Origin of the sequence: Nostoc sp. (genome assembly GCF_036917655.1) — a bacterium.
In the GTDB taxonomy this organism is placed as follows: domain Bacteria; phylum Cyanobacteriota; class Cyanobacteriia; order Cyanobacteriales; family Nostocaceae; genus Nostoc.
This window is the reverse complement of the sequence record NZ_JBALCY010000068.1, coordinates 1-14,864: the sequence shown is the minus strand read 5'-3', so window position 1 is coordinate 14,864 and position 14,864 is coordinate 1. Positions and strand designations below refer to the sequence as shown.

11 protein-coding genes and 1 pseudogene are annotated in these 14,864 nt (G+C 41.6%); 10 read left to right on the top strand and 2 right to left on the bottom strand.

The window, feature by feature from the left end:
- Positions 1-126: 126 nt before the first annotated feature.
- Complete coding sequence (locus V7K30_RS24305; RefSeq protein WP_335003668.1) at positions 127-1,362, bottom strand: RNA-guided endonuclease InsQ/TnpB family protein; 1,236 nt, start codon at positions 1,360-1,362, stop codon at positions 127-129.
- 643 nt (positions 1,363-2,005) lie between these two features.
- On the opposite strand from V7K30_RS24305, the gene V7K30_RS24300 reads away from it, so the two are divergent.
- From V7K30_RS24300 to V7K30_RS24285, 4 genes are all read left to right on the top strand, one after another.
- Positions 2,006-2,836: a phytoene/squalene synthase family protein gene (locus tag V7K30_RS24300; protein WP_335003666.1), complete on the top strand. Its 831-nt coding sequence runs from the start codon at positions 2,006-2,008 to the stop codon at positions 2,834-2,836.
- 17 nt (positions 2,837-2,853) lie between these two features.
- A complete protein-coding gene (locus tag V7K30_RS24295; protein WP_335003664.1) occupies positions 2,854-3,276 on the top strand; it encodes a hypothetical protein in 423 nt (140 codons plus the stop codon).
- A gap of 273 nt (positions 3,277-3,549) precedes the next feature.
- Complete coding sequence (locus V7K30_RS24290) at positions 3,550-5,154, top strand: serine/threonine-protein kinase (RefSeq protein WP_335003663.1); 1,605 nt, start codon at positions 3,550-3,552, stop codon at positions 5,152-5,154.
- Between the two features lie 747 nt (positions 5,155-5,901).
- Positions 5,902-6,636 (top strand): FHA domain-containing protein, encoded by a 735-nt coding sequence (locus tag V7K30_RS24285; RefSeq protein ID WP_335003672.1) that lies wholly within the window; start codon positions 5,902-5,904, stop codon positions 6,634-6,636.
- A gap of 456 nt (positions 6,637-7,092) precedes the next feature.
- Here the strand turns inward: V7K30_RS24285 and recA are convergent, their stop codons facing one another.
- Positions 7,093-8,172: a recombinase RecA gene (gene recA / locus V7K30_RS24280; RefSeq protein ID WP_335003661.1), complete on the bottom strand. Its 1,080-nt coding sequence runs from the start codon at positions 8,170-8,172 to the stop codon at positions 7,093-7,095.
- 494 nt (positions 8,173-8,666) lie between these two features.
- On the opposite strand from recA, the gene V7K30_RS24275 reads away from it, so the two are divergent.
- The 6 genes and pseudogenes from V7K30_RS24275 to V7K30_RS24250 all read left to right on the top strand — a co-directional run.
- Positions 8,667-10,370 (top strand): ATP-binding protein, encoded by a 1,704-nt coding sequence (locus V7K30_RS24275; RefSeq protein WP_335003659.1) that lies wholly within the window; start codon positions 8,667-8,669, stop codon positions 10,368-10,370.
- 616 nt (positions 10,371-10,986) lie between these two features.
- Entirely contained in the window at positions 10,987-11,280 is a 294-nt protein-coding gene (locus V7K30_RS24270; RefSeq protein WP_335003657.1) for a type II toxin-antitoxin system Phd/YefM family antitoxin, read from the top strand.
- Positions 11,267-11,548 (top strand): annotated as a pseudogene (locus V7K30_RS24265) (type II toxin-antitoxin system RelE family toxin). The gene V7K30_RS24270 and the pseudogene V7K30_RS24265 overlap by 14 nt, the downstream one beginning before the upstream one ends.
- Before the next feature lie 59 nt (positions 11,549-11,607).
- Positions 11,608-12,840 (top strand): exodeoxyribonuclease VII large subunit, encoded by a 1,233-nt coding sequence (gene xseA, locus V7K30_RS24260; protein ID WP_335003670.1) that lies wholly within the window; start codon positions 11,608-11,610, stop codon positions 12,838-12,840.
- Positions 12,841-12,875: 35 nt separating this feature from the next.
- Entirely contained in the window at positions 12,876-13,103 is a 228-nt protein-coding gene (gene xseB / locus V7K30_RS24255) for an exodeoxyribonuclease VII small subunit (protein ID WP_334873835.1), read from the top strand.
- Between the two features lie 543 nt (positions 13,104-13,646).
- A partial coding sequence (locus tag V7K30_RS24250; protein ID WP_335003655.1) for a leucine-rich repeat domain-containing protein occupies positions 13,647-14,864 on the top strand: 1,218 nt, incomplete at its 3' end.

The following is a 14,864-nucleotide window of genomic DNA, read 5'->3' as shown; positions in this document are numbered from 1 at the left end:
GAGAGATTAAAGTGCGAACTCAACCCATTAGGGTTATCTCTCAAATGTCACTCATCCCTGAATATTTCTACTCATTTCGAGTGAACGAATCGCACACCCGACCTGAAGGCGAGGAGATTCTTTGATCTACGAGACAACTTGCTGATGCAGGATTTCTCCAGCAAGAGTAGAGGTCGCTTCTCCCAAAGAGTTGCTTGCATCTAGAAGCCACTGCGTTGCGGGGGTTCCCCCCGTTGTAGTAAGTGGCGCTGCAAAGGTTCCGGTATGCCCTACCGTACCCAATCCTAAATTAAGAATGTTTATCCCGGCGTTGTGATCTCTATCTAACTTGCATCCGCATTGACAAACGTGTGTACGAGTAGATAGTGATTTTTTCACAATTACGCCACAGTTAGAACATTCCTGCGTTGTATATGAGGGATTTACCGCAATAGTAATCCTCTTAAATACTTTCCCAAAATACTCTAACCAAATTCTAAATTGATACCATCCAGCGTCATTGATCGACTTTGCCAAACAATGATTTTTCGCCATGTTCTTAATCCTCAAATCTTCGTAAACCACTACATCGTTTGATGTGATTACGCACCTTGCCAAAATCAATGCATGGTCTTTGCGCTGTCTACTTATTTTGAGGTGAACTCTACCTAATGTATTCCGAGATGAGCGCCTGTTGCTAGAACCTTTAACTTTGCGAGAAACAAGTCTTTGCGACCGTTTCAGCTTGCGTACAAGAGTTCGATAAAACCGAGGATTTTCAATCTTGTTACCAAGTGAATCCGTATAAAAGCTCTCCAGCCCTACGTCTAAACCAACTGTTTGATGAGTTGGTTGTGTGTTTTCCTGGCGATTTGCGTCAACACAGAATTGTGCATACACACCATCTGCACGCTTCACCAATCTTACCCGTTTTATCTGGTTTATTTGATAGAAGTGCAGGTCACGAGTGCCTTTTAGCTTTAATCTCCCAATACCATTTTTATCGGTGAAGGTTATAGATTTACGATTATCTGCAAGCTTCCAGCCTGTTGATTTGTACTCAACAGAACGACAATCTTTCTGGAATTGGGGGAACCCCTTTTTACCCGATATCTTTTTCTTACAGTTGTCATAAAATCGAGAGATAGCAGCCCATGCCCGTTCTGCTGCGGCTTGCCTAGCCATTGAGTTTAACTTATTTGCCCATAGAAACTCTTTAGCTAATAATGCACAATGCCGTGATAGTTCAATCCAAGACTTAGCAAGCCCGTCCATCCACAATCTAATGGCTTTGTTCCGAATGAACTGGGTCGTTCGGATCGCCTCATTAATTGCTTGAACCTGCAATGCTTTGCCGTAGGTTTTGAACTCAAAAACTAGCATGAGTATCTGTTCTTTAACTTACCACCTATCATAAGATTATCAAATATCTTTAGGAAATATAATATAAAGCCGTCCTGGAAGGACGGGGCTTTTACCCAATTTTTTGGTAACCGATCAAGCGTAGGCGTAGCCCAACCCAGGCATTGCAGCCCTCTATGTCCGATTTAACTTACCTTAACTCTTCGGCAAGTCACCCTTCGCACCTTTAGGTGCGTACAGTTACTGTTATCCGCTACCAGCTTTTACTAAATTGTCTTTATATATACAATAATTACACGTTGTTAGTTAGATTAACGCAGACTTAAAACACTTTCAAATCCCTAAAATGGATGTTTGCTCAGGGAAAAAATTGGCGGTAATCAGCAAAATATTAGCATAATTCTTTATATATACACTAAAAGTTTGTGAAAGCTATATCAAACGACACCTTACACATTTTTGCAACCAAAACCCTATATACTAGATTAGACTTTGAAAAATTTGAGAGTTTTGTTAATTGCAACACCAAAAACTATTAATTTTTAGATGAAATACTAGCCTATCTTATAGTCTATAGTTTTTAAGGTTTAGTCAAAACTATATCCAGTACCATCAAAAAACTGCAAACTTCATGTGGTGCAAAAATCAAGCGGGGAGTGAAAACATGAATTTACGTAGAGATGCATTGCAAATCCTTAAAGAAACTAGCCGAACTTTTTATATCCCAATTAGTCTTTTACCGCCAGGATTGCAAGAAGCAGTAGCATCAGCATATTTGTGTATGCGTGCCATTGATGAAATTGAAGATCATCCCGAATTAGATAACGCTACTAAAGCAAAGCTGTTAAGAACGATTAGCCTGACATTACAGGCAGGAGTTGATGGCTTCGCGGTAGATGCTTTCTTTGCAGGATTTAGTGGGTATGAGAATACCTTAGAAGAAGTCACTGTGAGGATTAGAGAATGGTCGCTGCTAGCACCAGAGACCATTGCACCTCGAATTTGGGATGCCACTGCTGCAATGGCAGACCGGATGGCTTACTGGGCAGAAAGAAACTGGAAAATTTACACAGAATCTGATTTGGATCGTTATACCTTTGGGGTTGCAGGTGCAGTGGGATTGTTATTATCGGACTTATGGACTTGGTACGATGGAACGCAAACTAACCGTACCCAGGCAATTGGGTTTGGTCGGGGTTTACAAGCAGTTAATATCCTGCGTAACCATACTGAAGATTTAGGGCGTGGGGTAGACTTTTTCCCAGAGGGTTGGAGTGCAGAAAATATGCAAGAGTATGCCCGGCGCAATCTAGCCCTGGCAGAAGCTTATACTAAAGACCTTCCTACCGGCCCAGCCTTAGATTTTTGCCAAATTCCCTTAACCTTGGCTAATGGCACTCTTGACGCCCTTGCTAGTGGTAAAGAGAAACTTAGCCGCAGTGATGTTTTTGCACTTATCGAACAGCTGATTAGTGTAAACATGAAAGCCAGCTAATAGTCTCTTAACGACTAATGGAGATGATTTTAAATTGCCTCCAAATTTGGGCATCCAAAATCCGACAGCGATTTTCTGTAGGGGAGCAGTGCGGTGAGGCTGTGTGGTCTTCTCCCTACAGCCCTTCTCCTAAAGGAGACGCTCCGCTCTTGCGTTCGGGCATCCTACGGCGGGCGCTAGCCTCTCCCAATGTGAGAAGGGGAGACCATGCTGCGCATAGCACAGCCTCAACTCTAACAAAGGCTGCACCAACGAGTGCGCGTCCCTTGCACGTTCGCACCAGAACGTCTGGGGAACCAGTTGTTCATGGGGGAAACCCCCATGAACAACTGCCGTTAGCGCAGCTTACCGCTAAATACCAGTTCTCCAAAATAAGACTACGATACAATCATGCAAAAACCCAGATTAAAGCTGACTTTCTCAATTCCGAATTACGTTAGCGAGTCGGAAGAGCAGTAGCCTGAAAGTAGCAAGCTTTAAGAGAGTGTCATTATTAATTGCGAATTGGTATAAAGTAGCCTAAATACTATTTAACAGTCTAAGTATAAGAAACATCTTTTTTCGGCGATCGCTTTACGTAATATTAGGTAAACTTTAGAAACTCTTCAAAGGATCTCCAGCAAAAATTACCTGGTAATAGTTGATTAATATCTAAATAATTGAAAGGGAGTATAACACTCCCCGTGATTATTCGTGCAGCGAGTTGACAGTGCATGAGCTACTGCTTAAATCCTACCTGTCCCAATCCAGAAAATTTGGTATCTAGCCAAAGGTGTCAGTCTTGTGGCTCGCAACTCCTGTTGCGCGATCGCTATCAGGTGATCAAACCATTAGGTCAGGGTGGCTTTGGAGCAACCTTCTTAGCCTATGATCAAGGCTTACCAGGAGAACCGAGTTGCGTAATCAAGCAATTACGCCCATCAGGAAGCGCCCCACACGTTTTACAGATGGCCAGAGAACTCTTTGAACGAGAAGCCAAAACTCTAGGTAAGATTGGCAATCATCCCCAAGTACCAAGATTGTTAGACTATTTTGAAGATCATGAACAATTCTACTTAGTTCAAGAATACATCAGTGGTGATACTTTGCAAGAGGAGGTCAAACTTAACGGCATCTTAAGCGAAACTGGAGTCAAGCAATTCTTGAGCGAGATTCTACCACTACTGCAATACATCCATGACCAAAAGGTGATTCACCGTGATATCAAGCCAGCCAACTTAATTCGCCGCACTCAAGATGCCAGAATGGTACTCATTGACTTTGGCGCCGTCAAAGACCAAGTCACTCAAGGTGCGACGAGTCAATCAGGACAAACAGCATTAACTGCATATGCCATTGGTACTCCTGGTTTTGCACCTCCAGAGCAAATGGCTATGCGTCCAGTCTACGCCAGTGATATTTATGCACTGGGAGTGACATGCATTTATTTACTGACTAGCAAAACTCCTAAAGATTTAGATTACAATCCCAACACTGGGGAGATGATGTGGGAGCAGCTTGTGCAAGTGAGTGACCACTTGAGCAATGTATTGCGAAAAATGTTAGAGGTGTCTGTACGTAATCGCTATCAGTCAGCGGCAGAAGTTCTCAGAGCATTGGAAATAGAGCCATACTTAGATAGTTTAGCAAAGGGTTTACTGATTAAATCTGATAGTGGATCTAAAGAGCGAACACACAACCACCTAGAAAATTCTGCTGTTTTATGTAACAACTCTTTTGCTGCTGGTACTACTACAGGAGTGGCACAGGTAGCGGCAGCAATTCGTGCTAGACGAGCCAAGGCAGCGGAAGCCGCTGGATTACACCACGGTTCTGGGATGGCCAAATCAACGACTTTAGCTAATAGCAACAGCAATGGTTCGCAAATTCAAAATTCTAAAGTTGAGCGTAAGTTAGATACCCAAAGTTTATTAACAGCCTATCTGAAGGGAAGACGAGATTTTGCCCTACACAATTTAAGTTTGCTGAATCTGCAAGGTGCTGACTTATCCCAAACAAATTTCCATTCCGCTCAATTGCAAAAAACCAATCTCCAGGGGGCTAATCTTCACAATAGTGACTTTGGCAGAGCCAGTCTCACTCGAGCAAATCTCAAGGATGCTAATTTGAGCAAAGCATACTTTAACCATGCTGATTTAGAAGGGGCAGACCTGCGAGGTGCAGACCTCAGCAATGCTTATCTCAGCAATGCTAACCTCCGAGGAGCTAATCTGTGTGGTGCTAATCTCACCAGTGCCAAAATTTCTGATGAGCAGCTAGCACTAGCAAAAACAAATTGGATGACCATTCGCCCCAATGGGAAACGAGGCTTATTGTAAATTGAAAGTTGAAATTTGGCAGCCACTTACTTGCTCTGGTTGCCAGAGTTGAGCAAAGTAGTGTGATTTTTAGATTGGGTGACTTAATTTTGGATATTAGATTTTAGACTATTTTACGGATGAATCCTTTTTATTGAAACCGATTATTTAGATTAGGAAAATAGCCTTCCTGCTTTTTAAACTATCCATTAGTGACATTCTTCTTAACAACTTTAAAATATTTGTTTGAGAAAGATCACAATGCTTATATTTTCTCGCTAGCTGGGAAAATCAGCCCTGATTGTTCTCGGTAAAAACTCAGATTTATTCAGAATTGACCAAGTAGATATAAAATTCAGTTACAGCACTTCCGGCGGCTATGAGGTACATCCTCAAAGCTGAAAGCTATGATAAAACAGGGGCAAGAGGAAAACTGTATTGCATAACAGCCGGAAGCGCTGTATATAGCAAAAATACGCAGATATTTGGGAATTCTTAATCAAATCTTCATGAATTTTAGCTGTTAGAAATAACAAATGATTATTTACAATAAACAATAAAGCATCATAATAATTTTTTAAAGATATTTCCATGCTTTTTATGGCTAGAAACAACAGGGAATCTCGCACTTAAAAGTTGTAAAATATAACGCTTTGAAACCACTCAAGTTTTCAGATGACAGCGGAAAGTGAAAGATCAATTCTCCCTGATTTTAAGCTGAAGCAGAAGATTCACAACCGAAATCAGGTAGTACAAGGTTTATGTATAATGGCTGACTTTGCACAAACGGAAATAGAACGGCGATTGACTTTATATCAGGTATTCCTCAAGTTGTATGAACACCACAGCAGCCTTCTAGATGAAATTCTTCAGCTAGAAAACCTATCTCAGCCGTCGTTGATGAGAGTGAAGGCATGTTATGTACATGGTGTAGTGGATACTGCTGCTATTTATTTGATGACTAACTTGTGCGACAATCAGACCCAAAGTTTACGGCAGTCACAGGGTATCTGGACGATAGGTCGTAATCGTAGCAGTGGTATTTGCATTGCTGATAGTTATATGTCTCGTCGCCACGCTGCTATTCAATATATTGATGATCAAGGCTTTTACTTCATAGACTTCAACAGTACCAATGGCTCATTTGTGAATGGCGATCGCGCTGATCAGCCGATCAAGCTCAAAGATGGCGATCGCGTCTGTCTAGGTAGTATGACTTTTGATTTTTTTGTGAATTATACCTGCCGCGTTTTGCCAACTGTAGCAATGGAGTTATTGATGCAGCTTGGGCATCGAAAGAATGATAATCAAGTAGAAATACTTACTTATTCCCGTGACAAACAAAAACCTCTACCTGAAAATGCAGAGGATCATTTAGAGATTGTCATAAATTCCCCACTAGTTGAGAAGTTTGAACATTGGTATGAGAACTTCAGTTCAGAACAGAAATCAGAAATTTTAGACCGCTTTTTTAGCAGACAAATACCATACAATCCCAGCTAAAAAATTGGACAGGACATTATAGCAATTTTCAATAGCGTGAAGTATACAGAATTTGTAGGGGCATAACATTCTTCATTGGTGTCAACTTAACGTAAAAACCAGTCTATAACTAGCTTTTAGAGATTGTCTCGTTCCCAGTCTCAGACTGGGAACGCCGTTCTAGGGGCTGCCGCCTCCCTTGCTGGCGGCAGAGCCGCAATGAAAAAGCATTTCCAGCCTCTAGCTGGAAACGAGGTTTTAAAGGGGTTTGCGCTTAAGTTGACACCAATGAAGAATGTTATGCCCCTACTTCTACCTGATTCTAACGATAAACTCCATAAAAATGATTGCTTATCATAATAGTAGCAATCATTTCGTTAGGCTTACTGTAACTAATTAATACCTTGTAAAAAATGGGTTAGCTATCTTTGTAACCCACTACACATTAAAAATTGCAGATTAATAAATCCACATTCCTTATTCTTCTGACTCTAAATCGACTTCATCCTCTTCATCCTCTTCACTGACTTTAGCTACGGAGTTAGCAGAAACAACAGCGCCTTTATCTAGCTTTTCACGCACCAGTTTCTTAATTTCCTCAGCAAATTCAGGCTTTTCTTCTAGATACTTAATGGCGTTGTCTCGTCCTTGGGAGATATTATCGCCGTTGTAACTATACCAAGCTCCCTTGCGGACAATAATGGCAGTTTCTTCTGCCAAGTCTACAATACAACCCAAGGTAGAAATTCCTTTGCCAAAAATAATATCGAATTCCGCTATTCTGAAGGGCGGAGCTACTTTATTTTTAGCGACTTTGACTTTGACGCGATTACCATATTCATCTGTACCTTTTTTCAAGGTTTGAATTCGGCGAATATCCAAGCGCACCGAAGCGTAAAACTTCAATGCATTACCGCCAGTTGTGGTTTCTGGGCTACCGTAAGTAACACCAATTTTTTGCCGCAACTGGTTAATGAAAATTACTGTACAACCAGATTTACCAATGTTGCCAGTAATTTTACGCAAAGCTTGGCTCATTAACCGCGCTTGCAGACCAACGTGAATATCACCCATATCCCCTTCAATTTCAGCACGGGGAACCAGTGCTGCCACTGAGTCAATGACTACAATATCAACCGCAGCAGAGCGAACAAGCTGATCGACAATTTCTAAAGCTGATTCGCCTGTGTCAGGTTGGGAAATCAGCAAATTATCAATATCTACACCCAATGCCGCGGCGTATGTGGGATCAAGGGCGTGTTCAGCATCAACAAAGGCAGCTATACCGCCATTTCTTTGCACTTCGGCGAGTGCATGTAGCGCTACTGTGGTCTTACCGGAACTTTCCGGGCCATAAATTTCAATTACCCGCCCCTTAGGTAAACCACCACCCAATGCTAAATCCAAGGTGAGCGCTCCACTGGAAATTGTTTCCACGCGCATCCGGGTAGCATCGCCCAGGCGCATGATTGCTCCTTTACCAAAGCTGCGCTCAATCTGGTTGAGCACCATAGTCAGCGCTTTTTGCTTGCCAGAAGTATCGGTGTTGATAGCCATTCCTGCCTCTAATGCCTCTAAATATATGGTTTTAAGGAGTGTTGCTCTGGGAGTTTGAGTAGAACAGATATACTATTTTAACCAGAAAATTCTGGAATAGGACTTCTCAAATCAAAAAAAGGGTATGAGAAGATCGTAACTCGATCGCTACCAGATTAGGGTAGTTTTGCACAATGATACCAACTTGCATTCAGAGATAGCTTTTTTTGACTGGGTAAGCAAGGGTTTTCAATAAAAATTATCTAAATATACAGTGTCAGTAGAACCGTACTCGTGAGCATTTGCGGAGGTTGATAAATTAGAAGCGATCGCCTTACCCTCACTCAATGCTTAGTGACGGATTTAGTGTGAAATACCACTTTTAGTAGATATACTGAAATTATTAGCCTGCCTCTGTGTATAGTGCAACGTACTGGCAACCAGTCAGTCTATCCACCCAGATCAGGGTGATACACTGATAAATTTCCATCTATTTGTTTATTAGAGACAAAATTATGCCTACAACATCAGGAAAACCTCTGCTAGAGCTAGCTACAGCATATAACTCTTTAAGGGATTCTGGTTTCGATTTCTCAACTGCTGTTGGTGAACCGATTGATAACGCTATTCAAGCACAGGCAACGAAGATAGACATTATTACAAAGACGGTAGAGAAAGATAACCCTAACTCAAAAAAAAAGTTACCTGTTATTCAGCAAGTAGCCATTGTCGATAATGGTTATGGTATGAACGCTGATGTGCTTCATAGTTGTCTTCAGCTAGGTTATTCTACAAGATATAACGATAGAGAAGGTATTGGCCGCTTTGGAGTAGGAGCAACCCTCGCAGCTATTTCTCAGTGTAAAAAAATTACTGTTTTCTCGCGTGATCAATCTAAAGGTGATTTTCTATCAACATATATTGATATAGATGAAATTGCTAAAAAAGATCAATTAGAAATACCATATCCTGTAATTACGAAACCATATCTAAAGATAAATCCTCTTATAAATCAAGACTCTGGGACAATTATTGTATGGGATAAATGTGATCGGTTAGAAACTGATCCTAATGGAAAGCCCATAAATTCTAAGCTTTTATTGGATGAACTTGAAGAATGGATATCGCGTGCGTATAGATATTTTTTATGGGATGAAAGGGAAATCTACTTAAATGGCAAGCCAATTATTGCTCATGATCCCCTTTATCTTAATCCAAAAGGTACAAGATTCTCAGAGGATGAGCCAGCTAAAGTAGAATTTTCTCACAAGCTAGAGTGGCAAATTCCAAGTAATCCTACTAAAACTTCTGAAATAAAAATTACTCTTACACTACTACCTGAAAGTTTGAGAGCCAAACGTGGTGCTGGTGGGAAACCTCCTGCAATAGAAAGAAAAATAGATAAAAATGAAGGAATTTCACTTCTTAGACATAAACGAGAGGTTGCATTTGGAAACTTCTATCCTATGCTTCCTAGCGTTATTGAAATAGATAGATGGTGGGGATGTGAGATAAATTTTGAGCCTGATTTAGATGAATGCTGGGAAATCCGAAATGTTAAACGCGGTGCTCGTCCCATAGCTGAACTCAGAGAAGCTATTAAAAAACTACTCAGCAAAAAAGTTCTTGATTTAAGGGAAGAGATTCAGCAATACTGGAAGAGGGTCGATGTTGCAAAAGCTCAAGAAAAAGGTGTCCATACACCAGCAGAAGATATTGTTAAAGAGGTAGAAAACACTGTTAAACCTGCTGTTCAGGCAGGAAAAGTTTTATCTCCAGAACAAAAAGAAGAGAAACGAAGAGAAGTCACAGAAGATCCAGAACTTACTGAATATGAGAAAACAGTATTACGCAAAAAAGTTGCTGGACCTAGTCCACTACCAATTTCAATCAAATCAAAAGCAATGGCAGGCGCAGAGTTCATGGAGACAGACCATATAGGTAATGGTCAAATTGTTCTTACTTTCAACAAAGAACATCCCTTTTTTAGTGAAATTTACAGCAAACTTGAAGAATTAGAGCAATCAGTTGATGAAAATACACAGACTACAGCTCTAGTCATTAGGTATGCTATCGATTTACTACTTATGGCTTATGGACGCGCTGAAAGCATGATTGATCTAGATAATCCGACAATTAATGAAGTGATGACCGAGCTTAGAAGCTATTGGGGTGTTCAATTGAGGAAGTATATTAATAAGCTTGCTGATGAGCAGTAATGGAAAGAGCATATCAACTAGCTCCAGACATACTACGCAGTCTAATTCCAAAAGATAAGATTGGTGTATATGTATTAGGAAATATAGGTCTTGGTCGTTTTTATCCAATTTATATAGGTCGTTCTGATATATGTTTGTTAACTCGATTGTTAACCCATAACCATAGAGATAAAGCAACGCATGTAACTTGGCGACTGACATCATCAATAAAACAAGCGTTTCACCAAGAGTGTTGCTTATATCATAGTTATGAGGAACAGAGCTTTTTGAATGGTGTTCATCCAGCAAGCCCCAAAGGGAGCAGACTAATTTGCCCAGTATGCTCTTGTACAGAGGTTGATATTCAAAGTCTTAAGGAGAGAACTAAAGAAAACTAGAAATACAGGTAAACAAATATCTTGATTTTCATACGTCAAAGGTTGAGCTAGGAAAAATCATTTAGAGTCAGTTAGTTCTCGGTAAACTGCTTCAGGAATAATAACAGTGCTATAAAGTTCTTGCAGTAGACTCAGTTGACTGATTACTGCAAGATTGTTAATGAGTGATCGCATCTAACAATAATCACAGTTAAGCCAGAATTGAGATGAGAAGAGTTATCTGCTAAAATATAGTCAAAATGTCTAAAATAGTCAAAGTTGCTATGCAGACCTACACTCTCACGGATGCTCGTAACAAACACGGTGAGGTTTTTGATAAGGCTGCTACTGAGCCAGTTATACTAACTAAGCAATCACGGCCTAGCCATGTGATTATTTCAGCCGAGAGCTATCAAAAATTAATTAATCGCCTGGAAGAATTAGAGGATATGGTTTTCGGCCAAGCAGCCAAAGTTGCTCTGAGTCAGTCCCAAATGATTGGTACAGAGGCTTTTACATCTGCATTAGAGCATTTAGTTAATGGCGAAGCTTGATGGTCTAGCAACTGTTCTTGATTTTCTGAACGGTTTACAGCCTAAAATAGCAGCACAGATTGCAAAAAAGGTTTTGGCTTTGAATGTTGAGCCTTTACCCCCTGATAGTGAGCAGCTATCTGGTTATCAGGGTTTATATTGAGTTGATAGTGGTGAATATAGAATTGTTTACAGGTATTTTCACGATCAAGATTTAGTAGAAGTGATTTTAGTCGGTAAGCGCAATGATGATGATGTCTACAAAAGATTAAAGCGTTTACTAGGATAAACTTCCGTTTTCATTAAAATGCTAAAATCGCTTCAGCACAAATGCTTCAGGCATCTTTGATGACTTTCGACCTTCCCGACTCTCTGATTCTTGATACTGCACTTTCAGTATCTGGTTTAACTGACTATATCCGCTTGCTGTTAGAGCAAGATGAACAATTGCGGCAAGTTTGGGTAACTGGCGAAGTTTCCAGTGCTAATCACCATCGCAGTGGTTTATTTTTTACGCTGCAAGATACCGATCGCACCGCCGGAATTAAGTGTGTAGTATGGAATAGCCAATTGCCAAAACTCGCCCAGATACCCGTTCCTGGTGAGCAGATAATCATTTTGGGCAGTATTCGCGTTTATCCGCAACGGGGAGAGTATCAGTTATCAGTTTGGCAGACTCTACCGGCTGGTGTTGGTTTACAGGCGCTACGCTATCAACAACTAAAAAATCGCTTGCTGGCTGAGGGGTTGTTCGATGCTCAAAGAAAGCGATCGCTCCCCATCCACCCCCAAACGATCGCTGTTGTCACTTCACCAACGGCTGCTGCTTGGGGTGATATTCAAAAAACTCTCAAACAAAGGTATCCAGGTTTACACGTTTTATTTTCTCCGGCGACAGTGCAAGGTGAGCAAGCACCGGAATCTATCGTCAAAGCAATTGAGCGGGTGGAAAAAGATGGACGCGCCGAAGTGCTAATTTTATCGCGGGGTGGTGGCGCGGTTGAGGAGTTGGCTTGCTTTAATGACGAACGAGTGGTGCGATCGCTGGCTAGTTGTTCTATACCGATAATTACTGGTATTGGACATCAACGAGATGAATCTTTGGCAGATTTAGTTGCAGATGCGTGTGTGCATACACCGACTGCGGCGGCGGAAATGGTTGTGCCAGCACTTTCAGAGTTGTATACTGAGCATCGGCAGCGAGTTGTGGCTTTACATGAGGCGGTGCATGACTCTTGGGAAAATGCTGAGAATAAACTGCAAGTATTGCGAAATCGTTTGCGACGTTTGCGGTTAGATCGGCAAGTGCAGCAGGAGGTGGACAAGTTAGCTTGGAAGCGTCACCAATTGGTGCAAATCACGACGGGGCGATCGCAGCAAGCAACGCAGCATTTAGAATTATTGCGGCAAAAGTTGGCTAGTCTTGACCCGAAAGCGGTGTTACAGCGTGGTTATGCGGTAGTGAGAAGGGAAAATGGAGCGATCGCTCGTTCTGCGGGAGAGTTGGCTGTGGGAGAAGATTTGTTGATTCAGTTGGGGCAAGGTGGGGTTAAAGTGAAGGTTATGGAAATGAAGGATTAACGAACCACAGAGGCGCAGAGGACACAGAGAGGTTGATGGTTAAACGTAAGAGTGCTTCTAATTCTGAGGAAGGTTGGAATTATGAGGCGAAGGTTATTGAAATAGAGGGAATTATCGCTGGCATTGAGGCGGGTGAGTTGGAATTGGAAGAAGTTTTTGACCAATTTGCTAAGGCTGTAGAGTATTTGCGTCAGTGCGAAAGTTTTTTGCAGCAGCGACAGCAGCAAGTAGATTTATTAATTGAAACTTTGAGTGATGAGTAGAAATATTCAAATTTGTTAGATAGCGTGATTGCTCCCTGGTGTACTGTCAGGGATGCGATCGCTCGTTTTGTAAGCTATGCCAAAAATTGATCGTAGGTATGATAACAGAGATAGCTAGAAACCAGATTTAGATATATGCGTAGGCGTAGCCCGTCGTAGACATCGCTACATCTCAGAGGATGTTTTAAAAGTAGTTTGCTGTGATTTTAGGCACTTATTGATCCCCCCTAGCCCCCTTCCCGACACGGGAAGGGGGAAAATTCAAAGTCTCTCTCCTTGTAGGAGAGAGATTTAGAGAGAGGTTTTCCAGATACCGTGAAAAGTCAGATGTCTACGACGGGCTACGCCTACGCCTAAATCCGCAATATCCTAAACAGCAAACTGACAAGTTAGCACTCGCGCGATCGCTTTTCCTATCATCTCAACGCGCGTTGGCGTAGCCCGCCGCAGGCATCGCCAACAAGTGATAATTTAGCATTTTTCGCTAATCAGTTAAGATAATCTTCATCAATCTTCTTTCCTTTTACCCTTCTCCTTGGAATTATGACGCAGGATGAGTTGTTGGTACTGATAGATCGCGCCGTGGCTGAGGGTTGGCGAGAGTTAGACTTGTCGGGGCAGGAGTTGACTGAGTTACCTGTAGAAATTGGTAAGTTGAAGCAGCTTGAGTCTTTGATTTTGGGAAAGAAGGTTGAAGGTTATGAAGAAGTAGGAAACCGCCTTCTCGAAAAGGTTTCAGGCAACAATTTAAAAACGCTTCCACTCGAACTATTGGGTTTGCCTAATTTGCGTAAGTTGGATATTAGTGGCAATCCTTTAGAGAGCATTTCCGATGTGGTAACGCAAATACTACATTTAGAGGAACTTATCTTAATTCGAGTAGAGCTAACTGAAATACCTGATGCGATCGCTAAATTAACCAATCTGACGCAGCTTGACCTCCGTAACAACCAAATAACCCAGATTCCAGAGGCGATCGCTAAATTAACCAATCTGACGCAGCTTGACCTCAGTTACAACCAAATAACCCAGATACCAGAGGCGATCGCTAAATTAACCAATCTGACGCAGCTTGTCCTCAGCCGCAACCAAATAACCCAGATACCAGAGGCGATCACTAATTTAACCAATCTGACGCAGCTTTCCCTGAGTTACAACCAAATAACCCAGATATCAGAGGCAATCACTAAATTAACCAATCTGACGCAGCTTGACCTCAGTGTCAACAAAATAACCCAGATTCCAGAGGCGATCGCTAAATTAACCAATCTGACACAGCTTGATCTCCGTTTCAACCAAATAACCCAGATACCAGAGGCGATCACTAATTTAACCAATCTGATGCAGCTTAATCTCGGTAACAACCAAATAACCCAGATTCCAGAGGCGATCGCTAATTTAACCAATCTAAGGGAGTTTTACTTCCATGCAAGCCAAATAAGGGAGATTCCAGAAGCGCTCGCTAATTTAACCAATCTGGCTCACCTTGTCCTTAATCACAACCAAATAACTGAGATACCAGAGGCAATCACTAATTTAACTCATTTGTCTAGGCTTAATCTCGGTGAAAACGAAATTACTCAGATTCCAGAAGCGCTCGCTAATTTAACCAATCTGACGCAGCTTGACCTCCGTAACAACCAAATAACCCAGATTCCAGAGGCGATCGCTAATTTAACCAATCTGACGCAGCTTGACCTCCGTAACAACCAAATAACCCAGATTCCAGAGGCGATCGCTAATTTAACCAATCTGACGCAG